Source organism: Amycolatopsis sp. CA-126428 (genome assembly GCF_002904335.1).
GTDB lineage: Bacteria > Actinomycetota > Actinomycetes > Mycobacteriales > Pseudonocardiaceae > Amycolatopsis.
In genome coordinates this window covers 1-26,508 of record NZ_PPHF01000075.1, presented here as the reverse complement: position 1 = coordinate 26,508, position 26,508 = coordinate 1, and the positions used below count along the sequence as shown (strand labels likewise).

31 protein-coding genes are annotated in these 26,508 nt (G+C 73.3%); 12 read left to right on the top strand and 19 right to left on the bottom strand.

Annotation, left to right across the window (positions count from 1 at the left end; translation table 11 throughout):
- Positions 1-34 precede the first annotated feature (34 nt).
- On the bottom strand, positions 35-1,711 hold the full coding sequence (locus C2L58_RS21805) for a serine/threonine-protein kinase (RefSeq protein WP_199191367.1): 1,677 nt from the start codon (positions 1,709-1,711) through the stop codon (positions 35-37).
- A 119-nt stretch (positions 1,712-1,830) separates the two neighbouring features.
- Positions 1,831-2,493, bottom strand: a complete 663-nt coding sequence (locus C2L58_RS21800) for a TVP38/TMEM64 family protein (protein ID WP_103339472.1) — start codon at positions 2,491-2,493, stop codon at positions 1,831-1,833.
- Positions 2,494-2,539: 46 nt separating this feature from the next.
- Between C2L58_RS21800 and C2L58_RS21795 the strand changes: the two genes are divergently transcribed.
- The 3 genes from C2L58_RS21795 to C2L58_RS21785 all read left to right on the top strand — a co-directional run bounded on the left by C2L58_RS21795 (position 2,540) and on the right by C2L58_RS21785 (position 5,237).
- Complete coding sequence (locus C2L58_RS21795) at positions 2,540-3,556, top strand: DNA polymerase domain-containing protein (RefSeq protein WP_103339471.1); 1,017 nt, start codon at positions 2,540-2,542, stop codon at positions 3,554-3,556.
- Positions 3,557-3,812: 256 nt separating this feature from the next.
- Entirely contained in the window at positions 3,813-4,205 is a 393-nt protein-coding gene (locus tag C2L58_RS21790; RefSeq protein ID WP_103339470.1) for a DUF6221 family protein, read from the top strand.
- A gap of 36 nt (positions 4,206-4,241) precedes the next feature.
- Positions 4,242-5,237 (top strand): LLM class flavin-dependent oxidoreductase, encoded by a 996-nt coding sequence (locus C2L58_RS21785; RefSeq protein ID WP_103339469.1) that lies wholly within the window; start codon positions 4,242-4,244, stop codon positions 5,235-5,237.
- 109 nt (positions 5,238-5,346) lie between these two features.
- On the opposite strand, the gene C2L58_RS21780 is transcribed toward C2L58_RS21785, so the two are convergent.
- Together C2L58_RS21780 and C2L58_RS21775 are read right to left on the bottom strand one after the other, a co-directional pair.
- Positions 5,347-6,003, bottom strand: coding sequence for a maleylpyruvate isomerase N-terminal domain-containing protein (locus tag C2L58_RS21780; RefSeq protein WP_199191364.1), 657 nt, complete (start codon positions 6,001-6,003; stop codon positions 5,347-5,349).
- 19 nt (positions 6,004-6,022) lie between these two features.
- Positions 6,023-7,576 (bottom strand): PucR family transcriptional regulator, encoded by a 1,554-nt coding sequence (locus C2L58_RS21775; protein WP_103339467.1) that lies wholly within the window; start codon positions 7,574-7,576, stop codon positions 6,023-6,025.
- Positions 7,577-7,693: 117 nt separating this feature from the next.
- Between C2L58_RS21775 and pruA the strand changes: the two genes are divergently transcribed.
- Both pruA and C2L58_RS21765 read left to right on the top strand, forming a co-directional pair.
- Positions 7,694-9,322 (top strand): L-glutamate gamma-semialdehyde dehydrogenase, encoded by a 1,629-nt coding sequence (pruA, locus tag C2L58_RS21770; RefSeq protein ID WP_103339466.1) that lies wholly within the window; start codon positions 7,694-7,696, stop codon positions 9,320-9,322.
- 13 nt (positions 9,323-9,335) lie between these two features.
- On the top strand, positions 9,336-10,265 hold the full coding sequence (locus tag C2L58_RS21765) for a proline dehydrogenase family protein (protein WP_103339465.1): 930 nt from the start codon (positions 9,336-9,338) through the stop codon (positions 10,263-10,265).
- 48 nt (positions 10,266-10,313) lie between these two features.
- Here C2L58_RS21765 and trxA read toward each other — a convergent pair whose 3' ends face one another.
- Positions 10,314-10,685 carry a thioredoxin gene (gene trxA, locus C2L58_RS21760; protein ID WP_103339464.1) on the bottom strand — a complete coding sequence of 124 codons (372 nt, stop codon included), beginning with the start codon at positions 10,683-10,685 and terminating at the stop codon, positions 10,314-10,316.
- An 85-nt stretch (positions 10,686-10,770) separates the two neighbouring features.
- On the opposite strand from trxA, the gene C2L58_RS21755 reads away from it, so the two are divergent.
- The 4 genes from C2L58_RS21755 to C2L58_RS21740 all read left to right on the top strand — a co-directional run bounded on the left by C2L58_RS21755 (position 10,771) and on the right by C2L58_RS21740 (position 13,205).
- Positions 10,771-11,013 (top strand): DUF2630 family protein, encoded by a 243-nt coding sequence (locus C2L58_RS21755; protein WP_013224533.1) that lies wholly within the window; start codon positions 10,771-10,773, stop codon positions 11,011-11,013.
- Positions 11,014-11,202: 189 nt separating this feature from the next.
- A complete protein-coding gene (locus C2L58_RS21750) occupies positions 11,203-11,613 on the top strand; it encodes a YciI family protein (RefSeq protein WP_103339463.1) in 411 nt (136 codons plus the stop codon).
- A gap of 11 nt (positions 11,614-11,624) precedes the next feature.
- Positions 11,625-12,062: a VOC family protein gene (locus C2L58_RS21745; protein ID WP_103339462.1), complete on the top strand. Its 438-nt coding sequence runs from the start codon at positions 11,625-11,627 to the stop codon at positions 12,060-12,062.
- A 3-nt stretch (positions 12,063-12,065) separates the two neighbouring features.
- Positions 12,066-13,205: an RNA polymerase sigma factor gene (locus C2L58_RS21740; protein ID WP_103339461.1), complete on the top strand. Its 1,140-nt coding sequence runs from the start codon at positions 12,066-12,068 to the stop codon at positions 13,203-13,205.
- A 134-nt stretch (positions 13,206-13,339) separates the two neighbouring features.
- On the opposite strand, the gene C2L58_RS21735 is transcribed toward C2L58_RS21740, so the two are convergent.
- The 10 genes from C2L58_RS21735 to C2L58_RS21690 form a co-directional block, all read right to left on the bottom strand.
- Positions 13,340-14,887, bottom strand: a complete 1,548-nt coding sequence (locus C2L58_RS21735; RefSeq protein ID WP_103339460.1) for an alpha/beta hydrolase — start codon at positions 14,885-14,887, stop codon at positions 13,340-13,342.
- A gap of 71 nt (positions 14,888-14,958) precedes the next feature.
- Positions 14,959-16,038: an ATP-dependent DNA ligase gene (locus tag C2L58_RS21730; RefSeq protein ID WP_103339459.1), complete on the bottom strand. Its 1,080-nt coding sequence runs from the start codon at positions 16,036-16,038 to the stop codon at positions 14,959-14,961.
- 206 nt (positions 16,039-16,244) lie between these two features.
- Complete coding sequence (locus tag C2L58_RS21725) at positions 16,245-16,844, bottom strand: alkaline shock response membrane anchor protein AmaP (protein WP_103339458.1); 600 nt, start codon at positions 16,842-16,844, stop codon at positions 16,245-16,247.
- Positions 16,841-17,377 carry a DUF6286 domain-containing protein gene (locus tag C2L58_RS21720; RefSeq protein ID WP_103339457.1) on the bottom strand — a complete coding sequence of 179 codons (537 nt, stop codon included), beginning with the start codon at positions 17,375-17,377 and terminating at the stop codon, positions 16,841-16,843. Before C2L58_RS21720 ends, C2L58_RS21725 begins: the two co-directional genes overlap by 4 nt.
- 2 nt (positions 17,378-17,379) lie before the next feature.
- Entirely contained in the window at positions 17,380-17,730 is a 351-nt protein-coding gene (locus C2L58_RS21715; RefSeq protein WP_103339456.1) for an Asp23/Gls24 family envelope stress response protein, read from the bottom strand.
- Positions 17,727-17,903 (bottom strand): hypothetical protein, encoded by a 177-nt coding sequence (locus tag C2L58_RS21710; RefSeq protein ID WP_013224542.1) that lies wholly within the window; start codon positions 17,901-17,903, stop codon positions 17,727-17,729. Before C2L58_RS21710 ends, C2L58_RS21715 begins: the two co-directional genes overlap by 4 nt.
- Positions 17,904-17,956: 53 nt before the next feature.
- Positions 17,957-18,394: an Asp23/Gls24 family envelope stress response protein gene (locus C2L58_RS21705; RefSeq protein WP_103339455.1), complete on the bottom strand. Its 438-nt coding sequence runs from the start codon at positions 18,392-18,394 to the stop codon at positions 17,957-17,959.
- 87 nt (positions 18,395-18,481) lie between these two features.
- Positions 18,482-18,895: a hypothetical protein gene (locus C2L58_RS21700; RefSeq protein WP_103339454.1), complete on the bottom strand. Its 414-nt coding sequence runs from the start codon at positions 18,893-18,895 to the stop codon at positions 18,482-18,484.
- Positions 18,895-19,449, bottom strand: coding sequence for an RNA polymerase sigma factor (locus C2L58_RS21695; RefSeq protein WP_103339453.1), 555 nt, complete (start codon positions 19,447-19,449; stop codon positions 18,895-18,897). The genes C2L58_RS21700 and C2L58_RS21695 overlap by 1 nt, the downstream gene beginning before the upstream one ends.
- Positions 19,446-20,186 (bottom strand): pyrimidine reductase family protein, encoded by a 741-nt coding sequence (locus C2L58_RS21690; RefSeq protein ID WP_103339452.1) that lies wholly within the window; start codon positions 20,184-20,186, stop codon positions 19,446-19,448. The genes C2L58_RS21695 and C2L58_RS21690 overlap by 4 nt, the downstream gene beginning before the upstream one ends.
- Positions 20,187-20,275: 89 nt before the next feature.
- Here C2L58_RS21690 and zapE point away from each other — a divergent pair, with 89 nt between their 5' ends.
- Positions 20,276-21,295 (top strand): cell division protein ZapE, encoded by a 1,020-nt coding sequence (zapE, locus tag C2L58_RS21685; protein WP_103339451.1) that lies wholly within the window; start codon positions 20,276-20,278, stop codon positions 21,293-21,295.
- Here the strand turns inward: zapE and C2L58_RS21680 are convergent.
- The gene (locus C2L58_RS21680) at positions 21,249-21,800 is read right to left on the bottom strand and encodes a phosphatase PAP2 family protein (protein ID WP_103339450.1); all 552 of its coding nucleotides are present in this window, start codon (positions 21,798-21,800) and stop codon (positions 21,249-21,251) included. The two genes, zapE and C2L58_RS21680, sit on opposite strands and share 47 nt — an antisense overlap.
- Before the next feature lie 78 nt (positions 21,801-21,878).
- On the opposite strand from C2L58_RS21680, the gene C2L58_RS21675 reads away from it, so the two are divergent.
- The gene (locus tag C2L58_RS21675) at positions 21,879-22,763 is read left to right on the top strand and encodes an FAD-dependent oxidoreductase (protein ID WP_103339449.1); all 885 of its coding nucleotides are present in this window, start codon (positions 21,879-21,881) and stop codon (positions 22,761-22,763) included.
- Here the strand turns inward: C2L58_RS21675 and C2L58_RS50525 are convergent.
- The 3 genes from C2L58_RS50525 to rocD all read right to left on the bottom strand — a co-directional run bounded on the left by C2L58_RS50525 (position 22,750) and on the right by rocD (position 25,978).
- Positions 22,750-22,953: a hypothetical protein gene (locus C2L58_RS50525; protein ID WP_233225850.1), complete on the bottom strand. Its 204-nt coding sequence runs from the start codon at positions 22,951-22,953 to the stop codon at positions 22,750-22,752. The two genes, C2L58_RS21675 and C2L58_RS50525, sit on opposite strands and share 14 nt — an antisense overlap.
- Positions 22,954-23,304: 351 nt before the next feature.
- The gene (locus tag C2L58_RS21665; RefSeq protein WP_103339448.1) at positions 23,305-24,663 is read right to left on the bottom strand and encodes a DUF2252 domain-containing protein; all 1,359 of its coding nucleotides are present in this window, start codon (positions 24,661-24,663) and stop codon (positions 23,305-23,307) included.
- An 82-nt stretch (positions 24,664-24,745) separates the two neighbouring features.
- The gene (rocD, locus tag C2L58_RS21660) at positions 24,746-25,978 is read right to left on the bottom strand and encodes an ornithine--oxo-acid transaminase (RefSeq protein ID WP_103339447.1); all 1,233 of its coding nucleotides are present in this window, start codon (positions 25,976-25,978) and stop codon (positions 24,746-24,748) included.
- Between the two features lie 144 nt (positions 25,979-26,122).
- On the opposite strand from rocD, the gene C2L58_RS21655 reads away from it, so the two are divergent.
- Entirely contained in the window at positions 26,123-26,443 is a 321-nt protein-coding gene (locus C2L58_RS21655) for an ArsR/SmtB family transcription factor (RefSeq protein ID WP_103339446.1), read from the top strand.
- Positions 26,444-26,508: the final 65 nt, after the last annotated feature.

The following is a 26,508-nucleotide window of genomic DNA, read 5'->3' as shown; positions in this document are numbered from 1 at the left end:
CGGGCCCGTCAGCCCACCGGACGCGCGTTACGTCTCAGTTGCCCGAGCCGGGACCGGCGTCGGCGTTGGCCTTGGTCTGGGCGTCGAGGAGCAGCTCCCCGCCGGAGTTCACGATCCGGAACGACCGGGACTCTTCGTGGTCGGGGAAGACCACCGTGGCGGTGATGGTGACCGAGCCGTCGTCGTTGTACGCGCCGCTGGCCCGCTTGGCGCCGACCGACTTGAACTTGCTCCAGTACTCGGTGAAGGCGTCCTGGCTGCCGTAGACCTGCTGGGCCGCCGGCGTGAGCATCGACCAGGAGGCCGCGGCCCCGCTCGGGAAGTCGTAGAACGCGATGACCCGCTGGCCGGCCGGGGTGAATTCGATCCTGCCCGAGGTCGGCGTCTTGCCCAGGTCCGCGGAGGCGTTCGAGTTGCTCGGGCTGTTGGTCTTGGGCGTGCTGTGGCCGGTCGTCGGCTGGTTGCCCGGCGACTGGGCCGTCTGGTTGCCGCCCGAACCGCCGTTGCCGGAGTTCAGGACCAGGAACACGATCACCGCGACCACGACGACCGCCGCGCCGGCGCCGGCGAACAAGGCGTACTTGCGCTTGTTGTCCGGTTTCGCGGTGGCCGTCGAGTACTGGGGGGCCCTGGCCGACGGCGCGGCCGCGGGCATCGGTCTGGGCGGGGTGTTCGGCGGGGCGGCCGGGGACCGCATCGGCATGAACGCCGCGGTCGGGCGCGGCGGGTTCGACGGCGCCTTGTTCGCGGGCACGGGCGTGCCGACCGGCGGGGACGACGGCGCCTTGTTGGCCGTCCGCTGCCACGGCGGCCGCTCGTCGTCCGAAGACGCTGGTGCCGCGGGTGCGGCGGGCTTGCGGCCCGCGCCGCCGGAGAGCAGCGGCGGGGATGCCATCTGGCCGCCGGGCTCGGTGCGGGCCAGCGCGGCCAGCCGCTCACGCGCCTCGGCCATGCTCGGCCGCTCGCCCGGCTCGCTGCGCAGCAGGCTCATCAGCAGCGCGGTGGCCCCGCCCGCCTGCACCGGCGGGTTGATCTGCCCGTTCGCCGCCGCGTAGAGCAGCGCGAGCTGGTTGGTCGTGTTGCCGTACGGCGTGGTGCCCTCGATCGCCTGGTAGAGGGTCGCGCCGAGGGCGAAGACGTCGGAGCTGGGCACCGGGTCGGCGCCGCGGGCCAGCTCGGGCGCCAGGTAGGCGGGCGTGCCGCCGATCAGGCCGGTCGCCGTCAGCGTCATGTCGCCGGCCGCGCGGGAGATGCCGAAGTCGGTGATCTTCGCGGTGCCGGCCTCGTCGATGAGGATGTTGCCCGGCTTGACGTCACGGTGCACGATCCCGGCCCGGTGGGCCGCCACCAGGGCGGACGCGACCTGCTCGCCGATCCGGGCGACCCGCCCGAGCGGGAGGGTGCCCTCCTCGGCGAGGATCGTGGAGAGGCTGGGCCCGTTCAGGTACTCCATGACCAGACACGGGTCGCCGTTGTGCTCGGCGATGTCGAACACGACGATGGCGTTCGGGTGCTGGAACCGGGCCGCGTTCTTCGCCTCGCGCATCGCGCGCTGGCGCATGTTGTCGCGTTCGGTCTCGGAGACACCCGGCTGCGGGAGGATCTGCTTGATCGCGACGGTGCGTTCGAGGCGCACGTCGGTCGCGCGCCACACGACACCCATGGCACCGCTACCAATGTGTTCGACGAGGCGGTAGTGCCCCGCGATCAGCTGACCGGTGTCGATGGCGACTGCTCCTGACGAAATTCCCGGTGGTGGTGGCCCTGCTCAGCGCGGTACCGCTTCGCGCACCCGATCGAGTGTAGCGGTCGGCAGCGCGGGAGTTCGCGTCAGCCAGCCGGTCCGGCGAGCTGCGGTTCGGCCGGTGCCCGCTTCTTGAACACCTTGACCAGCCCGATCGCTCCGGCCAGCGCGAACAAGCCGTAACAGGCGAGCAGCGCGGGCGGCGTGTCGCCGGTCAGGGCGTCGCCGAGGACGACCACGGCGACCGTGCCGGGCACGCTCCCGAGCAGCGTACCGGCCAGGTACGGGGCGAGCCGCACCGAGGACACCCCGCAGAGGTAGCTGAAGGGCGCGAACGGCACCACCGGGATCAGCCGCAGCGACGTGATGGCGAGGACGCCGCCGCCGGAAAGGCGGTCGTTCACCGTCCGCACCGCGGACCGGTGCAGGTGCCGGGTGACCAGGTCGCGGCCGAGCGAGCGGGCCAGGCCGAACGAGAGGCCGGCCGCGATGGTCGTGGCGACCAGGCCGATCGCGATCCCGGCCGCGGTGCCGACGAGCAGGCCGGCGGCGAGGTTGAACACCGTCCGCGGGACGGGCGCCACGGTGAGCAGCGAGTACGCGACGAGCAGCACGAGCGGGGTGGCGGGGCCGGTGGCAGCGGCCCAGGCCCGCAGCTCGGCCGGACCGGGGATCGGCAGCAGCACCGCGGCCGCCGCGAAGACGGCGAGCACGGCGAGCGCGACGATCAGCTTGGTGCGGCCGGACACCCGTTCGAGCCTACCGGGCCGCCGGGCACGGGCTAGCGTGCAACGCATGCCCAAGAACGGTGACCCGGTCGAGTACGAGGTGGACGGGCGCACGGTCCGCGTCACGAGCCCGGACAAGGTGTACTTCCCCCAGCGCGGGATCACGAAGCGGCAGGTCGTGGAGCACTACATCACGGTCGGCGCGCCGCTGCTGCGCGCGATCGGCGAGCGCCCGACGACGCTGAAGCGCTACGTCGACGGCGTCGAGGGCGACTGGTTCTACGCCAAGCGCGTGCCCAAGGGCGCGCCCGAGTGGGTTTCGACCGCCGAGATCACGTTCCCGTCCGGCCGCAAGGCGGCCGAGGTGTGCCCGACCGAGCCCGCGGTGTTCGCGTGGGCGGCCAACCTGGGCACGTTCGACTTCCACCCGTGGCCGGTCCGCCGCCCGGACACCGACCACCCGGACGAGCTCCGGATCGACGTCGACCCGCCGGACCGGGCGGGCTTCGCGGACGCGGTCGAGGTGGCGATGGTGGTCCGCGAGGTCCTGGCGGACGCGGGCCTGACGGGCTGGCCGAAGACCTCGGGCGGCCGCGGGGTGCACGTGCTGGTCCGCATCCGCCCGGAGTGGGATTTCGTGGCGGTCCGGCACGCGGTGATCGCGCTGGGCCGCGAGGTCGCCCGCCGGATCCCCGAGAAGGCGACGATCAACTGGTGGAAGGAGGAGCGGGAGGGCCGGGTGTTCCTCGACTACAACCAGGCGGCCCGCGACCGCACGGTGGCCTCGGCCTGGTCGGTCCGCGGCACCCCGCGCGCCACGGTGTCGACGCCGCTGACCTGGGACCTGCTGGGCGAGGTGGACGCGGACGACTTCGACGTCCTGACGATCCCGGCGTTCCTCGAGAAGCACGGCGACCTGCACGCGCCGATGGACGAGTCGCCGTTCGGCCTGGAGACGGCGCTGGAGTGGTACGAGCGGGATGAGCGGGACCACGGGCTGGGGGAAATGCCTTATCCGCCGGACTACCCGAAGATGCCGGGGGAGCCGAAGCGGGTCCAGCCGAGCAAGGCGCGCACCGACTGACCCTTCCCGGCCTGGGGCGGTGCCTGGGTAACCGGAACCACCGCGTCGGCGGAAATGCTTGGCACGCTGCGCCGAATGTCCCAGCAGGTGATGCGGCGAGTGATCGCGCAAGCGCCCGCTGTCGCCTTTCGGGTCACAAATGTTGCACGGCCGATCTCCGTGTCACGATCTTGGTCTCCGACGGCGTAACGTGCGGTCCCGGATCGGCGACTCCCCGGGACCCTCGGGGGGCGGGGTCCGAGGAAGGAGGCCGTTCGTGGACGACCTGATCGCTTTCCTCGCGGCGCGTGTGGGCGCGCGGCAGGCGTTGATCATGCAGGCCGTCAACAAGGCGAAGGCCGGCGAGGTGATGAACCGCGGCGAGACGAAGGTCGCCGTGGAGCAGAAGATCCGCGGGCTCACCGACCTCGAGCTCGACGTGGTCAACCAGATGATCAACGAGATCGAGGCGACCCGGCGGATCCTGCTCGCCCATCGCACGACGGTGTCGGAGAAGGTCCCCGGGTTTCCGCTCTACGGCAGCGAATACTGGTGTGAGACCTGCCACGTGCCCGCCGACGAGGCCGGCTCCAACTGGTGCGTCACGCTGCGCCTGCTGGCCCTGCCCTACGCCGACCACCCGGAGTACAGCGAGCGCTGGCGGCCCTGACGGGAATCCCGTCGCCCGCCCGGCGTTGCACCCTGCGTGACGCTGTTCTCCGTGCTCGACCGTTCGCCCGTGCGGCGGGACCGCGGGCCCGCGCAGGCGCTGCGGGACACCGTCGCCTTCGCCGCCGGCGTCGAACGGCTGGGCTACCACCGGTTCTGGGTGTCCGAGCACCACGGCGTGCCGGGCGTCGCCGGGTCCGCGCCGACCGTGCTGGCCGCCGCCGTCGCCGGGGCGACGTCGCGCATCCGCGTCGGCACCGGTGGCGTGATGCTGCCGAACCACCGGCCGCTGGTCGTGGCGGAGCAGTTCGGCGTCCTGGAAGCGCTTCACCCGGGCCGGATCGACATGGGCCTCGGCCGGTCCGTCGGCTTCACCGGCGGCGTCCGATCGGCGCTGGGGCACGGCAAAGAGGACGCCGGCGACTTCGGCACCCAGGTCCGTGAGCTGCTCGGGTTCTTCACCGGGGACCACGCGTACCCCGGCGTCCACGCCTACCCGGCCGAGGGGCTGCGCGTGCCGCCGTTCCTGCTGGCCACCGGGTCCGGCGCGGACCTCGCCGCGGAACTCGGGCTGCCGCTGGTGATCGCCCCGGTGCGCGGCGAACGTGCCCTGGCCGAAGCCGTGTCTCGGTACCGGGACGGGTTTCGGCCGTCCGAGTGGGCGCTGGAGCCGTACGTCGTGGTGTCGACGGCGATCGCGGTGGCGGACTCGGCGGCCGACGCGCGGCGCCTGCTCGTCTCGGAAGCCTGGGCGACGGTGTATTCGCGCTCCCACGGCGTCTTCCCGCCCCTGGACCCGCCGGGTGAGATCGTCACGGCGCCGATGACCGACCGCGAGCGCCGGCGGCTCGAGGAGACTTTGGACGGTCAGATTTCGGGCACACCGGACGAGGTGGCGGACCGGCTGGGGCGGCTGGTCGGCATCACCGGCGCCGACGAAATCCTCGCCACGACGGCCGCCCACGACCAATCCGCGCGGCTCGATTCTTTCGCCGCGTTGGCCCGGCTGGCCGAACTGCGCGCGCTCGCGTAAGACTGTTTCCTGATTCGCGGATATCGCGTCGGAGAATTACGGGGCCGTATTCCGGTGGTCCGGTTTTCGGGTGGCTGCCGGGTCGGCCTCGAGCTGTCCAGCCAGACGATCATCCGAGCACCAGCGGCAGCCGCGCGGCCAGGTCGCCCAGTGCCGCACGCTCGGCGTCCGAGGGCTCGCGCCGACCCGTCCCCACCAGCAGGACGTCCTCGTCCGAGAACGACGGCGGGAACTCCGCCCCCGCGATCTTCTCCAGCATCACCCGCGTCCGCGCCAGGCCCTCGGCGGGCGGCCCGGCCGCCGACGGCACGTTCGCCACCAGGTCCAGGTGGTGCACCGTCCACTCCAGCACGTACGCCGACAGGTAGTCGCCCGCCGTCAGGACCATGTCCTGCGTCGACACCCTCGTGCCCGGGTCCGCCAGGTCCGCCGCTCGGCCCGCCGCCGATCCCACGTCGTCCAGGTGGAACTTCAGCAGCGCCGGGTCCTCGTACGCCGCCGCCAGGCGGACGATCAGCGCCGACAGCGGGTCGTCGCCGGTCGGTGGCTCGGAAGACACCGCCCAGTACGTGATCGCGTCGTGCGTCAACGCCGAGGACGCCGGGGTGGCCAGCGTGATCAGCACGTCCTGCGCGTCGATCACCAGGTGGCAGACCAGGTCCCGGACCAGCCAGCCCCGGCAGCCCGACGGCTTCGCGAACTCCGGATCCGGAAGGGAAGCGACCGCGGCACGCAACGCCGCCCACGTGCGCGAAAAGAGATCCACGGGCGCGAAGCTAGCAGGGTCACAGCCGCAGCTGCAGCTGAGTGAGCAGGCGCTGCGCCGGGTCGTCGAAGTCGACGCCGGACACTTCGGCCGCGCGGCGGACCCGGTAGCGGACCGTGTTCGGGTGGATGTTCAGCAGGCGGGCCGCCGCGCGGACGTCGCCGAACGCGTTCAACCAGGCCAGGACCGCCGGCACGAGGATGCCGCCGTGCTCGGTGTCGTGCTCGACCAGGGTTGTCAGCCGGGGGTCGCGGATCCGCGGCTGCGTACCCAGGAAGGCCAGCACCTCCGACAGCAGCACCTCGGCGCGGACGTCGGCCAGCGAGGCGACGTCGGCGGCCCAGTGCCCGCGCGTCATCGCCGCCAGGACGCGGTCGGCGTCGCCGCGGGACGCCGCCGCCTCCGACAGGCGGGGTACGACGCCGCCGAGGGCCGCGCGGACCGGGACGTCCAGGTGCCGGCGGGCGGTGGCGGCGATTTCGCGGGCCAGCGCCAGCACCGCCGCGTCGGAGTGCTCGGGCAGGTCCGGCAGCAGCGCGTAGACGCGGCCGCCGATCACGCTCACCAGCGCGCTGCGCCGGTAGGCCGCCGTGTGGACGGCGATCAGGTGCACCAGTTCGGCGCGCCGCAGCTGCCGGTTGTCCGAGCGCTCCAGCGAAAACGCCAGCACCTGCGCCGGCCGGGCCGGATCCGCGCCGATGTCGTCCGCGACGGACTCCGCGTCCAGCCGCCCTTCCAGCAGGCTTGCCAGGAGGTCTTCGCGCAGCCGCAGTTCCGGGCTCGGCAGCGTGCGGGCCCGGATCAGCTGCGGCGCCAGGGTGCGGCTCGCCCCGAGCAGCGCCGTCTCGGCCCGCTCGGTGAGCGGCTGGGCGCCCTCCTGGACCCAGATCGTGCCGAGCGGCTGCTTACCCGCGTGGATGCCCGCGGCGATGCGGCGGCGGATGCCCAGCTCGGGCCGCTCGTCGATCCGGACGATCCCTTCCCCGGCGCGCAGCCGCTGGTAGACGCCCCATTCGCGGAGCATCGCGAGGTAGCGCTCCGGGCCTTCGCGGCCGAGGATCGACAGCCGCCGCAGCTCGTCGACCTCGTCGCCCGCCCGCGAATACGCGAGGACGCGGTTCGCCGTGTCCTCGATGCTGACCAGCCCGCCGGTGAGCGTCGCGATCGTCTGGGCCAGGGCGAACAGGTCGCCGAGCACTTCGCCGCTGGCCGCCTCCCCGCCCGCGCGTGCCGCCTCGACGACTCCGCGGGCCAGCGATTCGACCTGCTCCCAGCGTGCCTCCGCGCCGACCGTGAGCAGCGCGACGCCCGCGTCCGCGGCGACGTCGGCACCCGTCGCGCCCTTGACCGCCACCGCGGCCGCGCCTCCCCGTCCGGCCGCGCGGATCGCCGGGGCCGCCGCCCGGCCGCGGGCGCCGATCACCAGCACCAGGTCGCCCGGGGACGCCTCCAGCGGGTCTTCGGGGTCGAGGATCACGACGTCGGTGACCGGGACCCCGAGCCCGTGCGGCGCCACGACGACCTCGACCAACGGCTCCCCGAGGGTGGCGAGCACGTGCCGCAGCGACGTCACCGGCGGGTTATCCGGTCAGCCAAGATCATACGAGCGATTTTAGCCGATCGAACAAGCCGCGGGCACGTGTCCGGAGTTACCGTTCGGGGCACTTGGACAGAAAGCAGAGGAGCCGCCGTGGACGCCGTGACCCAGACCCCCGCCCCGACGAACGAGCCGGTGCTGACCTACGCGCCGGGCAGCGCCGAGCGCGCCGAGCTCGAGGGTGCGCTGAAGCGGCTGGGCCAGGCGGAACCGGTCGACCTGACGGTCACCGTCGGCGGCGAGCAGCGCCCCGGCGGCGGCCAGAAGATCGACGTCGTCCAGCCGCACAACCACAAGCACGTGCTGGGCACCATCCACAGCGCGACGCGGCAGGACACCACCGACGCCATCGCGGCCGCCGCGAAGGCCGCCCCGGAGTGGCGCGCGCTGTCCTACGACGACCGCGCCGCGATCCTGCTGCGCGCCGCCGACCTGCTCACCGGCAAGTGGCGCGCCACGCTGAACGCCGCCACCATGCTCGGCCAGTCGAAGACCGCGACCCAGGCCGAGATCGACGCCGCCTGCGAGCTCGCCGACTTCTGGCGCTTCAACGTCGAGTTCGGCCGCCGCATCCTGGCCGAGCAGCCGATCAGCTCGCCGGGTGTGTGGAACCGGATGGAGCACCGGCCCCTCGAGGGCTTCGTCTACGCGATCACGCCGTTCAACTTCACCGCGATCGCCGGCAACCTGCCCACCGCGCCCGCGCTGATGGGCAACACCGTGCTGTGGAAGCCGTCGCCGACGCAGTCGTTCGCCGCGCACCTGACCATGCGGCTGCTGGAAGAGGCGGGCATGCCGCCGGGCGTCATCAACCTGCTGCCGGGCGACGGCAAGGCCGTCTCCGAGGTCGCCCTGACCCACCGCGACCTGGCCGGCATCCACTTCACCGGCTCGACCGCGACCTTCCAGCACCTGTGGGGCACGGTCGGCGCGAACATCGCGGGCTACCGCTCGTACCCGCGGCTGGTCGGCGAGACCGGCGGCAAGGACTTCGTGCTCGCGCACCCGTCGGCCGACGTCGACGTCCTGCGCACCGCGCTGGTCCGCGGCGCTTTCGAGTACCAGGGCCAGAAGTGCTCCGCCGCTTCGCGTGCGTACATCCCGCGCAGCGTCTGGACGAAGCTGAAGGACGGCCTGGTGTCCGAGACCGAGGCGCTGTCCTACGGCGACGTCACCGACCTGTCGCACTTCGGCGGCGCGGTGATCGACGCCCGCGCGTTCGCCAAGCACACCGCGCTGTTCGACAGCGTTCGCGACGACGCCTCGGTCGAGGTCCTGACCGGTGGCACCGCCGACGACAGCGTCGGGTACTTCGTCAAGCCGACGATCCTCGTCTCGGACAACCCGAAGCACGAGATCTTCTCGACCGAGTACTTCGGCCCGATCCTGTCGGTGCACGTCTACGAGGACGGCGACTTCGACGCCGTGCTCAAGCTCGTCGACGAGACCGCCGCGTACGCGCTGACCGGCGCGATCATCGCCAACGACCGCACCGCCGTCGCGAAGGCGTCCGAGGCGCTGCGGTTCGCCGCCGGCAACTTCTACGTCAACGACAAGCCGACCGGCGCCGTCGTCGGCCAGCAGCCGTTCGGCGGGGCGCGGGCCTCGGGCACCAACGACAAGGCCGGCTCGATCTTCAACCTGCTCCGCTGGACGAGCCCCCGCTCGATCAAGGAGACCTTCGTGCCGCCGACCAGCGTCCGCCACCCGCACCAGGGCTGAGAGGGAGACCGTCATGCTGCGTGCCCCCTTGCTCGCCGCCGCCCGGTCGAAGGGCATCCGGCGGCTCGTCGAGGCCGTGCCCGCCACGCGCTCCGTGGTGCGCCGGTTCGTGGCCGGGTCCGAGACCGCCGACGCCGTCCGGGTGGCCGGGGAACTGGCCGCGGACGGCCGCCGGATCACCCTCGACCACCTGGGCGAGGACACCACCGACGCCGCGCAGGCGGCGGCGACCGTGGCGGCCTACGAAGCCGTGCTGACCGCGCTGGCCGCGAACGGCCTGGCCGAGGGGGCGGACGTCTCGGTGAAGCTGTCGGCGGTCGGGCAGTTCCTGCCGTCGGACGGCGAGGACGTCGCGTGCGAGAACGCGCGGAAGATCTGCGCGGCGGCCGAGGCGGTCGGGGCCACCGTGACGCTCGACATGGAGGACCACACCACCACGGACTCGACGCTCGGCATCCTGCGCGAGCTGCGCGGCGAGTACCCGTGGGTGGGCGCGGTGCTGCAGGCCTACCTGCGCCGCACCGAGCAGGACTGCCGGGAGCTGGCCGGGCCCGGGTCACGCGTGCGGCTGTGCAAGGGCGCGTACGCCGAGCCGGAGTCGGTGGCGTTCGCGGAGAAGTCCGCAGTGGACAAGTCCTATGTCCGCTGCCTGCGCGTGCTGATGGCCGGCGAGGGCTACCCGATGGTGGCTTCGCACGACCCGCGGATGATCGAGATCGCCGCCGCGCTGGCCGAGGAGCACGGCCGCACGGACGACGACCACGAGTTCCAGATGCTCTACGGCGTCCGGCCGGAGGAGCAGGCGCGGATCGCGGCTTCGGGGACGCGCATGCGCGTCTACGTGCCCTACGGCGACGAGTGGTACGGCTACTTCATGCGGCGGCTGGCCGAGCGCCCGGCCAACCTGGCGTTCTTCCTGCGCGGGCTCGCCACCCGGTCCTGAACATGGCGAAGGCCGCCCCGCGGGGCGGCCTTCGCCATGTGGTGGTGGTCAGGCCTGTTCGGCCTCGGCTTCGGCGGCCTTGCGCTTGACCTCGTCCATGTCGACCTCGCGAGCCTGCTTGATGAGGTCTTCGAGGGCGGGCTCGGGGAGCGCACCCGGCTGGGCGTAGATCAGCGTCTTGTCCCGGATGATGGCCAGCGTCGGGATCGAGCGGACGTCGAAAGCGGCCGCAAGCTGCTGCTGCGCTTCGGTGTCGACGCTCGCGAAGACGATGTCCTCGTGCTTCTCGGAGGCCTTCTCGTAGACCGGCGCGAACTGGCGGCACGGCCCGCACCAGCTCGCCCAGAAGTCGATCAGGACGAACTCGTTGTCGGTTACCGTCTGGTCGAAGTTCTCAGCGGTCAGCTCAACGGTGCTCATGCCCTGGTCAACGATCCGGGCGCGGCGGGAATTCCCGGGGCCGGGGTAGCGTCTGATCGCGAGTACCCGCGAAGAGGAGGAACAAATGGCCGACGGCGAAATCCTGGGCCGGATCGACGAGCTGATCGCGGAGGAGCACGAGCTCCGGTCGCGCTCGGTCGGCGTGGGGCTGAGCGGCGGCGACAAGGACCGCCTCACCGCGGTCGAGCAGCAGCTCGACCAGTGCTGGGACCTGCTGCGGCAGCGGCGCGCGAAGACGGAGTTCCACGAGAACCCGGACGAAGCCGCGGCCCGCCCGGTCTCCGAGGTGGAGTCCTACCGCCAGTAGGTCCGTGCGGCCGCCCTTCGCGGGCGGCCGCACTCTTGCGGGGGTCCGGGTGGCGGAGCCCCCGGCCCGGGGCGGAGCCCCGGATGTCACTGCAAAATCTTCTCCGGCGATGTCGAAACGCCGGAACCGGCTCCGTCCCCGGGGTGGAAGCGGCCAGAATGGGTCGCCACACACCGAGGGAGCACCACGATGGCCAAGTACCTGCTGCTGAAGCACTACCGCGGCGCGCCGGCGCCGGCGAACTGCGACACGTCCATCGACCAGTGGACGCCGGAGGAGATCGCGGCGCACATCCGGTACATGCAGGACTTCGGGGACAAGCTCGTGGCCACCGGCGAGTTCGTCGAGCACCAGGCGCTCGCTCCGGAGGGGACGTTCGTCCGCTACGACGGCGAGGGGCGGCCGCCGGTCACCGACGGGCCGTTCCCGGAGACCAAGGACCTCATCGCCGGCTGGACGGTGATCGACGTCGACAGCTACGAACGCGCCCTCGAACTGGCCGCGGAGCTGTCGGCCGCGCCCGGCCCGAACGGGGAGCCGATCCACGAGTGGCTCGAGCTGCGCCCGTTCCTGGCCGCGCCGCCGACCATCACGGAATGACGGGGAGCACGATGGTTCTGCCACGGCTGGAGCACGTCGGCATCGTCGTCGGGGACCTCGAGGCGGCGAAGGCGTTCTTCGCCGAGCTCGGGCTCGAGGTCGAGGGTGAAGGAGAGGTCGAAGGCCGGGCGGTCGACCGGATCGTCGGGCTGGCCGGCGTCCGGTCCGACATGGTGATGATGCGGACGCCGGACGGCCACGGCAAGCTGGAGCTGATCCGGTACCGGACGCCGCCGGGCCCCGCGGGGGACCCGGAGGCGCCGGCGAACGCGCCCGGTCTGCGGCACGTCCTGTTCGAGGTGGCGGACATCGAGGGGGTCCTGGAGCGGCTGCGGCCGCACGGCGCCGAGCTCGTCGGCGAGGTGGTGCGGTACGAGGACAGCTTCAAGCTCTGCTACCTCCGCGGGCCCGAGGGGATCATCGTCGAGCTGGCCGAGCGGATCGGCTGAACCGTGGACGAAGCCCTGCTCCGGAGCCTCACCCCGGGTGTCCTGGGTGTCCTCGTCCGCCGCGGAGCCGAGTTCGCGGCGGCCGAGGACGCCGTGCAGGAGGCGCTGGTCGAGGCGCTGCGCGTCTGGCCGGCCGAGGCGCCGCGGGATCCGAAGGGCTGGCTGGTCACCGTGGCGTGGCGCAAGTTCCTCGACGCGACCCGGGCGGACGCCGCCCGCCGCAAGCGCGAGGACGTCGTCGACACCGAGGTGGCGCCCGGGCCCGCGGCGGCCGTGGACGACACGCTCCAGCTGTACTTCCTGTGCGCGCACCCGTCGCTGACGCCGTCGTCGGCGGTCGCGCTCACGCTGCGGGCCGTCGGGGGGCTGACGACGCGGCAGATCGCGCACGCGTACCTGGTGCCCGAGGCGACCATGGCGCAGCGCATCAGCCGCGCCAAGCGGACCGTGTCGGGGGTGCGGTTCGACCAGCCCGGCGACGTCGCCACCGTGCTGCGCGTCCTGTACCTGGTCTTCAACGAGGGGTACTCCGGGGATGTCGACCTCGCCGCCGAAGCGATCCGGCTGACCCGGCAGCTCGCGGCGTCCATCGACCACCCGGAGGTGGCGGGGCTGCTCGCGCTCATGCTGCTGCACCACGCCCGCCGCGCCTCCCGGACGACCGACGGCGGCGCCCTGGTCCCGCTGGCCGAGCAGGACCGGTCCCGGTGGGACACCGCGCTGATCACCGAAGGGGTGACCGTCCTGCAGCGGGCGCTGTCCCGCGACCGGCTGGGCGAGTTCCAGGCCCAGGCGGCCATCGCGGCCCTGCACGCCGACGCGCAGGACGCCGCGGAGACCGACTGGGTGCAGATCGTCGAGTGGTACGACGAACTCGTCCGGCTGACCGGCAGCCCGGTCGTGCGGCTCAACCGCGCGGTCGCCGTCGGCGAGGCGGACGGACCGCGGGCCGGCCTGGCGGCGCTCGCGGAAGTGGACGAGACGGTCCCGCGCTACACCGCGGTGTCGGCCTACCTCCACGAGCGCGACGGCGACCTGGAGACGGCGGCGAAGCTCTACGCCGAGGCGGCGGCCAAGGCCGCCAGCCTCCCCGAGGTCGACCACCTGACCCGCCAGGCCGCCCGCCTCAACATCCGCCGGTGACTGAAGGGTCGACACGCGTGATTGAGGAGTCGACACGCGTGATTGGAGGGTCGACACGAGGTCTGCGCCGTGTCGACCTCTCAATCACGTGAGATGACCCTTCAATCACGCGTGCTGACCCTTCGCGCACGGGGTCAGGCGGGGCAGAGGGTGCCGTCGGCCGGGATTTTTCCGTCGATCAGGAAGGCGCGGGCCGCGTCGGTGACGCAGGGGGAGACGCCGAGGGCGCCGTGGCCCGCGCCCTGCCAGGTGATCGTCACCGCGGAGGGCATCTGGTCGGCCGCGCGGGTGCTGCCGACCTGGGGCGTGATCGGGTCGGTCGCGGTGGCCGCGACCAGGATCGGCGGGGCACCGGGCGCGCCCGGTGGCGGCAGCGGCTCGGTGCGCACCGGCCACGGGCCGCACCAGGCCAGCTGCTGGGCGATGACCGCGCCGAACTGCGGGTACTTGCCGCGCATCCCGGCCACGACCTGGTCGAGCTGGTCGGCCGAGAGCCGGGTCTGGCTGTCGTTGCAGCGGGTCGCGATCGTGGCGTCGATCCGGGACGGCTGGGCGCGCGAGTCGTGCAGCACCGGCGCGGCGAACACCGAGAGGGGGCCGATGTCCCCGGAGCGCGCCGCGGTGATCGCGTCGGCCAGCTCCGGCCACCGCGCGCGCTGCGAAAGTCCCGTGTAGACGGCATACATCGCGACACCCGGGCCGAACGCGACGTCGTCGTCGATCGACGCCGGGGCGCGCCGCAGCTGGTCGGTGAGCGCGGCCAGCGCCGCCTTCGGGTCGCCGAGGGCGCAGTGCCGCGCCGCGCAGTCCGTCGCGAAAGCGTCCAATGTGGACTGCGCGCCGGCGGCGACCGCGTCGAGGACCGCGGCCGTGTCGGCGCCCGGGTCCGGCACGCCGTCGAGGACCACGCGCCCGACCTGGCCGGGGAAGCGCACCGCGTACTCGGCCAGCACCTTCGAGCCGTCGCCGTGGCCGAGCGCGTCGAGCCGCTCCATGCCGAGTTGCTTGCGCAGCTCGTCGAGGTCGCCCGCACCGCGCCAGCTGTCCAGCGCGGTCTGGGTGTCGTCCAGCTCGATGGCGCACTGCTGGCCGGCCTTGCGGGCCGCGTCCAGCACGTCGCCGAGGCCGCCCTGCACCGGATCGGCGTCGACGAGGTCGTGCCGGATGTCGGCGGGGACGCACTGGGCGGCGCCGGAGAGCCCGGTGCCGCGCCGGTCCAGGCCGATCAGCGAGAACTTCTCCAGGAACGCGGGCGGCAGCGTCGCGGCCAGCCGTGCGGCGTACACGGTGCCCGGGTCGCCGTCGACGTCGTTGACCACGACCAGCGGCACCGGCCCGCTGCCGACCTTCAGCGCGAGTAGCCGCACCAGCGAGCGCCGCGGCTCGCCGGGGGCGTCGAGCGGCGCGGTGACGCGGGCGCAGGTGAAGTGCAGGCCGTCCGGGACGCCGGGGGTGCCGATGCGCTGGCGGGTGTCGTCGTCGCAGTCGGCCCACTTCAGCGCCGGCGACTGCGGTTCGCCCAGCGGTGGCAAGGGGACCCCGGGTGTCCGGGTCGGCGCGGCGCCGGTCGTCTTCCCGTCGTTCTCGACCAGCGCCGGGCGCACCGACGGCCCCGCGGCGCAGCCCGCGGCGGCGGTCAGGGCGAGCAGCGCGGCCAGGAGACGGGTACGGCGGCGGCGCACGGGCGGTGTCCTCACGTCGAACGTCGATCAAGGGGCAGGCCGAGCTTCGCACGGCCGGTGTGGGACGCGGGTTAGCGGGTCCGGACCACCTGGCCGCGGAAGACGGCGTCGAGGTCGTAGCGGGCCGGCTCCTCGAGCTGGCTGTAGTCGCACGACGCGGGTTCGCGGTCGGGCCGCCAGCGCTTGAACCGGGCGTTGTGCCGGAACCGCGACGGCATGCCGCCTTCGGTGTTCTCGTAGGCGGCCTCGACGACGCGCTCGGGCCGCAGCGGCACCCATTCGTGCTCGGTGGCGCGCCAGCGGGTGATGCCGCCCGGGATGCGCTGGGCTTCGCCGGTGGCCCGGCCGCCCCAGGGGTGGTCCTCGCCGTCGGTGATCAGGGGCGCCAGTTCCTCGGCGAGCTCGCGGCGGCGCTCCTTGGGGAACGAGCCGATGGTGCCGACGTGGTGCAGCACGCCCTTTTCGTCGTGCAGGCCGAGCAGGAAGGAGCCGACGAGCTCACCCGGGGCGCCGTCGACGTGCCAGCGCAGCCCGGCGAGGACGCAGTCGGCGGTGCGCACGTGCTTGTACTTCAGCATGACGCGTTTGCCGGGGGTGTAGGGCTCGTCGAGGGGCTTGCCGATGACGCCGTCGAGGCCGGCGCCCTCGAACAGCTCGAACCAGTGGCGTGCGGTGCCGGGATCGGTGGTCGCCGGGGTGAGCGGGAACCGGTCGCCGGCCAGTTCGACGAGGCGTTCGCGGCGGACGGACGTCGGTTCGCCGAGCAGCAGCTCGTCCTCCAGGGCGAGGACGTCGAAGGCGACGAACTCGGCGGGCTGTTCGGCGGACAGCAGCGTGATCCGGCTTTCGGCGGGGTGGATGCGTTCGGTGAGGGCGTCGAAGTTCAGCCGCCCGTCCCGCGCGACGACCAGCTCACCGTCGAGCACGACCCGCGGTGGCAGGGTGTCCAGCAGCCGCGCGACGGCCTCCGGGAAGTACCGGTTGAGCGGCTTTTCCGCGCGCGACTGCAGGTACAGCTCGTCGCCGTCGCGGAAGACGATGCAGCGGAAGCCGTCCCACTTCGGTTCGAACAGCAGGCCCCCGGAGTCGGGGATGGCCTTGGCGGGCTTGGCGAGCATCGGCTTCAGCGGCGGCTTCAGCGGTAGGGGCATGCCCCGCATTCTGCGCAAAACCCCGGCTCAGCGCACGCGTTCGGCCGGCCCCGTGTCGAGTTCCGGGCGGATGGTGGTGCGCGCGGTGGGGCGGCTGCGGCGCGGGGCGCGTGCTGGAGGCGCCGACACGCGTGATCAGGAGGTCGACTCGCGTGATTGCGGGGTCGACTCGCGTGATCGGAGGGTCGACACGGCCGCGGGCCGGCTCAGCGCACGCGTTTGGCCGGGCCCGTGTCGAGTTCCATGCGGACCGCGGTGGGCAGCCACGTCAGGCCGAGCGATTCGCGGGCGCGGGTCAGCACGCGCGCGTCTAGGTCCGACCACACCCGTTTGAGGTCCGTGCCTTCGCGCAGCCACAGGGTGATCCGCAACGCCGGCGAAGTGCGCGAGCCGACCGCGCGGACACGGGCCCGGCCGACGCCGTCGAGCTGCTCCGCGTCGGCCTGGACCGCGCCGGCGATCGCGGCCGCGGTGACCACCAGTTCCGCGCCTTCGGTGCGGTCGAGGTCGAGGTCGGGTCGCGATTCCGGGCGCAGCGAACGCAGCGCCCACCGCAGCCCCAGCACGAACAGCAGCACCCCGAGCACGATCGCGGCGACGCGCGCCGGGGTCGCGTGGCCGCCGAGCCAGGTCACGGCGATCGGGTCCAGGAGCGGGCGGCGGCCGCGGAACTCGCCCAGCCCGCCGAGGCCGACCACCAGGGCCAGCGCCCCGCCCAGGAAGGCGAGCAGCCCGACGAGGAACGTCAGCGTGCGTTCGCCGGTGTACGACCGGGAGAGTGCCTTCGCGGCGATCGTCTTGCTCATCGGCGGTCCTTCGGCGAGTCGACGACGACCGACACCTTCGGCCGCCGCACCAGCGGGAGCTCGTCCAGCAGCGCCGACACCGTGGCGAGCAGGCGCGGCCGCAGCTCGCCTTCGGTCTCGAGGGTGCTCTTCGCGCGGACGCGGATGCGGCGGGCGCTCGCGGTGACCGACGCGCCCGCGACGTTGTCCTGCGCGCGCACGGTCAACCCGACCAGCCGGGCCAGCGACCGCGGTGACGTCGAGACGCTCACGTCGCCGGCCGGGTCGGTCAGCCGCACGGCGCGGTTGCCGGCGGCGAGCGCGCACACCACCAGGACCAGGCCCGCGGCGGCCAGCACGCCGGCCCCGACGCGCACCGCGTAGGCGTCCCAGCCCAGCGACGCCAGCTCGGCCTGCCAGCGCGGCCACGGGACCAGCAGCGGCGCCGAGCCCGGGCGCCACCAGTGCCAGCCGACTTCGAGGGCCAGCAGGGCGCCGGCCGCGGCGAAGGCCAGGCCGAGCAGGGTGGCGAGGATGCGGACGAACGGGCGCACGGCTACCGCACCCTCGGTGCGACGTCCGGCAGCAGCGCGGACACCGTCACGGCCAGGGTGCGCACGCGGTAGCCGGTGAGCAGCTCGACCTCTTCGGTGACCTTCTCGCGCACGTCGCCGACGACCGCGCGGACCGCCGCGGGGTAGCGCAGGGCCAGGTCGAGCGCGAGGTCGACGTCGTTGTCGTGGCCGCCGACCTTCGCCTTCGGCCCGGTCTTGCCGTTCCGGGTGGTGCCGGGCACCTGGCCGGCCGCGTGCTGGGCGACCTTGCGGACCACGGCGTGCCCGATGGTGAGGGTGCCGCGCTCGGCCGGTTCGGCGAGCTCACGCGGCACGTCCAGGGCGGGGCTCACTTGTCGCGGCCCTTGCCGAACAGCTCGCCGAGGTCGAGTTCGCCGTCGAGGACCCGGCCGGCGACGAGGCCGATGATCCCGACGGCCAGGGTCACCAGGAACGCGGTGAAACCCTGGGTCGCGGCGAGGCCGAGGATCAGCCCGGCCAGGAGCCCGGTCTGCGTTGCGTTCACATGTCCTCCTTGGACTGGACGGAAGGTCGTGGGCGAACCCGGGTCGCGGCGGGTCATTCCACGCGGGTGGACTCGGGTTCTTCTTCGCCCGGCAGGAAGATGTCGTTGACCGCGATGTTCACCTCGATCACCTCGAGGCCGGTGATCTGCTCGACCGCGGTGATCACGTTGCGCCGCACCGCGCGGGCGACGTCGGTGATCCGCGCGCCGTACTCGACGACGACGTCCAGGTCGATCGCGGCCTGCTTCTCGCCGACCTCCACCGACACGCCGGTCGTGGTGACCGTGCCGGAGCCGGGGATGCGCTCGCGCAGCGCGCCGATCGCGCGGGACACCCCGCCGCCGCCCAGCGTGTGCACGCCGGCGACTTCGCGGGCGGCCAGGCCGGCGATCTTCTGCACGACCAGCGACGAGATCGTGGTGCGGCCGGCGGCGCCCTCTTCGTTGAGCGGCGTCACCGTGCCGGGGCTTTCGGTCCGTTCCGGGTGCATGCTTGCGGGCTCCTCTCGGCGGGTTCTCGCCCATACGATGCCCGGCAGCGCGAAACCCTCACGCAAGGTCCCCCGATCGGGGTAATCTCACCCCGGGTGGACGTCCACGACGTGCACGTTCACCACCGAGGCGATCCCCAGCTGCCGGGACAGCCCGGCGGTGATCTCCCGCCGGAGCGCTTCGGCGGCGGCGTCGGCGATGACGCCGAACCGGACCGAAACCAGCACCTGCACGACGTCGTCCTCGACGGCGACGGCCGAGATCCGCACGCCGAACGGGGCCCGGTCCGCGGCGATCGTCCGGGCCAGCCGGTCGACGACGCCCTCGGCGACGCGCAGCCGGCCCCGCTCGCCGGGTACCTCCACCGCCGTCCGGCGGCCGCGGGCGACGGCCCGCAGCACGCGTTCGACCAGGCCGGGCGGGGTCGGCACCCGGCGCCGGGCCGCGGCGCGCACGGCGTCCCAGCGGGGGTCGGACTCGGGATCCGCGCTCTCGGCCATCACCGCTCCCTCAACTCGGCGAGCAGCGCCACCCTGGCCCGGTGCAGCCGGGAACGCAAGGCGCCGACGTTCACGTCGAGCACTTCGGCGACCTCTTCGTAGCTCAAGCCCTCCAGTTCGCGCAGCACGAGCGGGACGCGCTGGGACACCTCCAGCCGGCCGACCGCCCGCAGCACCGCGTCCACCTCTTCGGCGCGCACGACGCGGCCTTCGGGCCCGGGCACCGCCGCCGCCAGCAGCGCGCTGTCCACAGTGGACTGCGGATCGGGGGCGTCGAGCGAGACCGTCGGACGGCGGCGGCGCAGCACGGCCAGCGCGCTGTTGGTGACGACGCGGTAGAGCCACGTCGACACCGCCGACTCCTGCCGGAACCCGGCCAGCGACCGCCACGCGGCCAGCCACGCCTCCTGCACGACGTCCTCGGCCTCGGCCGCGCTGCCGGTGATCCGCAGCGCGACCCGGTACATCCGGGGCGTGTGTTCCCGCACCAGCGCGCCGAACGCGGTGTGGTCGCCGCCCGCGGCCCGGGCGAGGAGCTCGGTGTCGTCGCTCACCCGGCGTCCCGGCGGTAGCGCAGGAGGGTGAAGCCGTCCTCGACCAGGATCGAGGCCAGGGCGAGCCGGCGCGGCACGGCGGGCGTGGCCCCCGCGGCGATCCGGCCCGCGGTCCCGGCCACCAGCAGCGGCGCGACGGTCAGGCACAGCTGGTCGACGAGATCGGCGGCGACGAGCCGGGCGAAGAGACCGGGCCCGCCTTCGCAGTCGACCCGGCGCAGGCCGCGGGCGGCCAGCAGGTCGAGGGCCAGCGCGAGGTCGACGTCACCGGCGCCGGCCCGCAGGACCTCGGCCCCGGCGGCTTCGAGGGCGCGCGTGCCGGCGGTGTCCGTGGTCACCACGATCGGGGGGACGGCGGTTTCGGTGAACAGCCGGGACGCCGGGTCCAGCTCGGCGGTGCGCGTCACGACGGCGATCGGCGGGACGCCGGTGAAGCCCAGACGTCTCCTGCGCTCCAGCCGTTTCGCGCCCGCGACGACCCCGCGGTAGTTCTCGGCGCGGGCGGTCCCGGCGCCGACCAGGATGACGTCGGCGAGGTCGCGGCCGAGCAGGAAGACCTTGCGGTCGGCAGCGTGCGAGAGCCCCGCCGAGGTGGTGTCGATCTCGACGGCGCCGTCCGCGGACGCGACGAAGTTGACCTGCACCCAGGGTCTCGACAGGCCGGCCGGGTAGGCGTAGATCTCCTCGAGGTCCGTCGCCGTCAGTTCGCCCGTCGCCAGGGGCCACACACTCCGCACACGATCATCCCAGCACGGACGTGAAACAGGTCTCTACCGGGGGATATGCCCGCTCATCGGTACGCCGGGCGCGGATAGGCTCTGCGACCATGCCCGCGCACCTGACCGGCCGCCGTCCCGAGCTGTCCGCCGACGAGCTGATCGGCGCGCTCGTGCCGCCGCCGCGCTTCGGCGCCGTGCGGTTCGACACCTACCTGCCCAACCCGGACGAGCCCAGCCAGGCCGCCGCGGTCGAGGCGTGCTCGGCGTTCGCGGCGAAGGTGGGGGCGCGGCGGGAGAAGAAGCGGTTCAGGCTCTTCGGCGGATCGCCGGAGCCGGCCGGGCCGATGGGGCTCTACCTCGACGGCGGGTTCGGCGTCGGCAAGACCCACCTGCTCGCCTCGACGTGGCACGCCGTGCCGTCGCCCAAGGCGTACGGCACGTTCGTCGAGCTGACCCACCTCGTCGGCGCGCTGGGCTTCGCCGAGGCCGTGCGGCGGTTGTCGGAGCACCGGATCCTGGCCATCGACGAGTTCGAGCTGGACGACCCGGGCGACACCACGCTGGTCACCCGCCTGCTGCAGGAGCTGATGGACGCCGGGGTGTTCATCGCGGCGACGTCGAACACCCTGCCGGAGAAGCTGGGCGAGGGCCGGTTCGCCGCCGAAGACTTCCTGCGCGAGATCCAGACGCTGTCGGCCCGCTTCGGCGTGGTGCGCGTCGACGGCCCGGACTACCGGCACCGCGGGCTGCCGGACGCGCCGCCGCCCGTCTCGCCGGCGGAGCTGGAGGCGTCGGCCGCCGCGCACGAAGGGTCCACTGTGGACGACTTCGACGCGCTGTGCGCGCACCTGGCGGAGCTGCACCCGTCGCGCTACGGCCGGCTGCTCGACGACGTCACCCGCGTGCACCTGCGCGGCATCCACCCGGCGCCGGACCAGAACGTGGCGCTGCGGCTGGTCGCCTTCGCCGACCGGCTCTACGACCGGGCCATCCCGCTGGTCGTGTCGGGCGAGCCGCTGCGGTCGCTGTTCACCGAGGAGATGGTGAACGGCGGCTACCGCAAGAAGTACCTGCGCGCGGTCAGCCGGTTGACGGCGCTGGCGCGGGACGCGGTGCCGGCCAGCTGAACAGCACCACCGCGACGGCGAAGAGCGTGCCGCCGACGACGTCGGTGAGGTAGTGGTAGCCCATCCCGACGAGCCCCGCCGCGGCGGCGAGCAGCGCCACCGCGGCCAGCACGGCCACGACCACCCGGCGGGTGACCAGGACGAGCACCGTCAGCACCGCCACCAGGCTCACCGTGTGGCCGCTCGGGTAGACCAGGGTGTCGTTCTTCCACCGGTCGTACAGCGGTTTAAGCAGCCAGGTGTTCAGCAGGATGGCCAGCACCGGCACGGCGAGCGCGAGCGCGGCCTCCAGCCGCCGTCCGGCGCGCAGGCACAGGAAGACCGCGAGCAGGCCCAGCGCGAGCACGACGTACGGCTCGGTCGGGAGGACCAGCGCCCGCAGCACGCCGGGGCTCAGGTGCGCGACGGCCCGGGCGGCGTCGTCGTCGACCGCGCCGGGGGTCGTCCCGCCGGCGAACGGCAGGCCCAGCAGCAGCGCAAGCAGGCCGCAGACGGCGGCCGGCACCCGGATCGTCCTCACCCGCGCGAGGGTAGCCGGGCCCCCGGGACCCGCCGGGAGCCGCGGGTGCGTCACGATGCGGGGATGCGCGTGACAGTCGCCGGGGCCGGGATCGTCGGGCTGAGCAGTGCGTACCGGCTGGCGGAAGCGGGCCACGACGTCACGGTCGTGGCGGCGGCCCCGCCGGCGGAGTCGACGTCGGCCGTCGCGGGCGGGGTGGTGTACCCGCCGGGCCGGGGAACGGACGAGCGGATCGTGCGGTGGACCGCGGCGAGCCTCGCGGTGTTCCGCGGGCAGGACGCACCGGGCGTGCGGTTCCGCCGCGGCCGGGTCCTGCTGCCGGCGGGCACGCCGGACCCGCAGTGGCTCCCGGCGGTGGAGGCCGCGGTCCGCGACGGCGACCGCGTCGACTTCACGACGGCGGTGGTCGACACGCCGGTGTACCTGGACTGGCTGCTCGCGCGGGCTTCCGGGCTCGGCGTACGAGTCGAGTACCGGTCCCTGGGGTCGCTCTCCGGTCTCGGCGCGGACGTCGTGGTCAACGCGGCGGGTCTGGGCGCGGGTGCGCTGGCGGGCGACCGGTCGATGGTCCCGGTCGGCGGCCAGGTGGTCCACGTGACCGACCCGGGCCTGCCGGAGTTCGTGGTCGACGGGACGGGCCCGGGCATCACGTACGTGATCCCGCACGGAGACCACGTGGTGTGCGGCGGAACGGAGGAGCCGGGCCGCGCCGACACCGACCCGAACCCGGCCGTGACGGCGGACATCCTGCGCCGCGCCCGCGAGCTGGAACCGCGGTTGGCGGGCGCGGAGGTGCTGCGGTCGCGGGTGGGGCTGCGCCCGTCGCGGCGCGAGGTGCGGCTGGAGCGGGAGGGCGATGTGGTGCACTGCTACGGCCACGGGGGAGCGGGGATCACCCTGGCCTGGGGGTGCGCGGCGGACGTCGCCGAACTGGTCACAGCCGGATGAGCTCGGTGATGCCGCGCTGCTTCAGGTGGTTCGCGTCGGAAGCGCGGCTCTGCAGCACGAACGCCACCCGCTTCCCCTCGGCCGCCAGCTTGAAGAACCGGTCGTTGCCCCACGTCGGGAAGAGGTCCGGAACTACGATCGCCGTGGTGCGCGGGGCCGGCTCCGGTGGCGTGCGGTCGAACTCGGCCACCAGGTTCTTCAGCGCCTGACCGGCGGGCTTCAGCCGTGCCCGCGTCCGCGAGCCCGGGGCGGGTGAAGGAGGTGCCGTTGTCCCACGGTGCCCGGTCGCGGCCGACCGTGTGCGCCTTGCCGGGGGCCGCTTCTTCGGCGGGGGCGCACAGCGTGCGCGCCCATGTGTCGGCCTGGGCCTGGGTGACGAACAGCCCGGCGAAGTCGTCCCAGTGGTAGTACGGCTCGTTCGACAGGTCGAAGCCGAGGAAGCGCGGGTGCCGCCCGATCCGCTCGGCGAGGGCCCGCAGCAGCGTCCGCTGCGCGTCGAGGGCGGCCGGGTCGGTGAACCAGTTGACCGGCTTCGGCTCCGTCAGTTGCGGGAGAAGGCGGCGTGATCGGCCTCCGTCCGGTCGGCGTACCGCACGGCATACGCACCCATCGCCTCGTCGAGCTCCGAGTCGTCGGCGAAGTAGCCGGACAGCAGCTTCGGGTGCAGCGATCGCGTGTGGGCGCGGGCGAGCAGCGCCCCGGCCAGCCGGCCGTAGTCGTCGAGGTGGTCCTTCTCCAGTTCCGCCGGGTCGATGTCGCCCTTGAGGTTGCGGAACTGGCGGACGATGAACGGGACGCCGTCGATCGTGGTCCAGCCGAGCAGGATGTCCGTTTCCGCCTGCACCAGCCGGGCGCCGTCGACGATGCGCTGCCCTTCGTGGGCGGCCTCCGGCAGGTCAAGGTACGGCGCCAGGGCCGGCCGCTGCGCCTGTTTCACCTGCAGCACCAGGTCTTCGTCGTCGTTGCCGTGCAGCAGGGCCACGTAACTGCGCAAGCCCACACTGCCCGTGCCGACCACCCGGAAGGCGACGTCGGCGAGCCGGTAGCGCGCGATGAGCGTGCGCCGCGACTCGCGCAGGGTGTCCACATAGGACACCAGGCTGGCCGCGACGGCTTCGGCCGTCCGCTCGTCGACGTGCGTCAGCACCGGCGGGTCCGCGACGAACCGGTGGCGGGCCAGGCCGGTCTCGTGGTCGTCGACGCGCTCGGTCCACCGGGCCGCGACCTTCGCGTGATCGTTCTTGCGGGCCTTCTCGGCCGCGTCGGCGAAGTCGTCGATCAGCTCGTCGGCCCGCGCCTTCGACAGCACGGACGAGTCCGGCAGCGCGTTCCAGCTTCGCAAGAACGGCAGCTCGGCCAGCGCGCGGATCGTCCGGCGGTAGGACTTCACGGCATCTTCGGCGGCCTCGCGGCAACCCGATTCGCGGATGCCGCCTTCGCGGCCGGCGAGCACGAGGCTGGCCGCGAGCCGCTTGAGGTCCCATTCCCAGGGGCCCGGCACCGTCTCGTCGAAGTCGTTGATGTCCATCACGATCTTGCCCTCGGGCGTGCCGTAGAGCCCGAAGTTCGCGGCGTGCGCATCGCCGCAGAGCTGCGCGGCAACGCCGGACGACGGCGTACCGGCGAGGTCGGCGCCCATCAGCCCGGCCGCGCCGCGGAAGAAGGTGAACGGCGAGGCGAGCATCCGCTCCCGCCGCAGTTCGATCAGCTCCGGCAGCCGCCCGGTGTTGGTGGCCTCGAAGTACGCCTGCGGCGTCGGCCGGTCCGTGGCGGCGGCCGCGTGGTCGTGCACGGCGGCCGGGGTCTTCTCCCGGAGCCGCTTCCCCTGTTCGTACAGCTCGGCCGGCGTCACGCTGTCGGTGCCGGCCAGCGGCCGTTCCACCCAGTCCCCTGTGCTCATACCGGGCACAACGTCCGAACGGGACATTGTGCTCCCGGACGCCGCCGGGGCGGGAGGCTCAGCCGGCGGCGTCCGGGTGGTTTCAGGGGCGGATGACCTCGGCGATCGCGTCGATGCCGCGGTCCAGTTCCTCGCGGGTGATCACCAGCGGCGGGGCGACGCGCAGGGTGCGCTCGTGCGTCTCCTTGCACAGCACGCCGCGCGCGATCAGTGCCTCCGACGCCGCCCGGCCCGACGGGCCGCCCGGGGCGATGTCGATGCCGGCCCACAGGCCGCGGCCGCGGACCTCCGACAGGCCCTGCCCGATCAGCTCGTTCAGCCGCGCGTGCAGGTGGGTGCCCAGCTCGGTGGCGCGCTGCTGGAACTCGCCCGTGGTCAACAGGCGAACGACCGCCCGCCCGACCGCGCAGGCCAGCGGGTTGCCGCCGAAGGTCGAGCCGTGCTCGCCCGGCTTCAGCACGCCGAGGACGTCTCGGCGGCCGACCACCGCGGACACCGGCAGGATGCCGCCGCCGAGGGCCTTGCCGAGGGTGTAGACGTCCGCGCGGATGCCCTCGTGGTCCAGCGCCAGCACCGTGCCGGTGCGGGCCAGCCCGGACTGGATCTCGTCCGCGATCAGCAGCACGCCGTGCTCGTCACAGGCGGCGCGGACGTCGGCGAAGTAACCTTCCGGCGGCACGATGACGCCGGCCTCGCCCTGCACCGGCTCCAGCAGCACCGCGGCGGTGCGCGGGGTGATCGCGTCGCGCAGCGCGGCCGCGTCGCCGTACTTCACCGTGACGAAGCCCGGGGTGAACGGGCCGAAGTCGGCGCGAGCGGTCTCGTCGGTGGAGAACGACACGATCGTCGTCGTCCGGCCGTGGAAGTTCGAACCGGCGACGATGATCTCGGCGGTGCCGTCCGGCACCCCCTTGACCCGGTGCGCCCACTTGCGGGCGATCTTGACCGCGGACTCGACGGCCTCGGCGCCGGAGTTCATCGGCAGCACCAGCTCGGTGCCGGTCAGCTCGGCCAGCTCGCGGCAGAACAACCCCAGCTGGTCGTGGTGGAACGCCCGCGACGTCAGCGTGACGCGCCCGAGCTGCTCGACGGCGGCGGCGATCAGGTCCGGGTGGCGGTGCCCGAAGTTCAGGGCCGAGTACCCGGCGAGGAAGTCGAGGTAGGACCGGCCCTCGACGTCGGTCACCGAGGCGCCGGCGGCTTCGGCGATCACGACGGGCAGCGGGTGGTAGTTGTGCGTGCTCCATCGCTCGTCGAGCTCGATGAAGCTCGCTGCGGTGGGGGCGGCGGTCTCCCGGCCGGCGAACGTCGTCATGTGTTCAGGTTAGAGGCAGAACACGCAGACTTCAGCCGGGAATCATTGCTTGAACCCGGTGTTCGTTGCGCAATCTGCGCGTTACACCCCCGAAACAGTGCGCGCCGGTTGACGCAGGCATTGGTAAGTCGTAACTTACCGTTCGTGGCGACTTACGGAAGCGACCAGCTGGCCGCCCTCGCCGACCCTTCGCGGCGCGCGATCTTCGAAGCGCTCCGGGACGGGCCGCGCGCGGTCGGCGAGCTGGCCGCGGACCTGCCGATCAGCCGCCCGGCCGTCTCCCAGCACCTCAAGGTGCTCAAGGAGGCCGGCCTGGTCACCGATCGGGCCGCCGGCACCAAGCGGCTCTACCGGCTCGAACCGGCCGGGATCGCCGCCCTGCGCGCCTACCTCGACGGGATGTGGTCGGACGCGCTGAAGGCCTTCGCCGAACTGGCCGGACAAACCGACGAGGAGCAGTCATGACACCCCTTGTGTCAACCTCGAGAGCAGAATCAGGCCGCGACCTGCTGATTGAGTCGCTGTTGAGC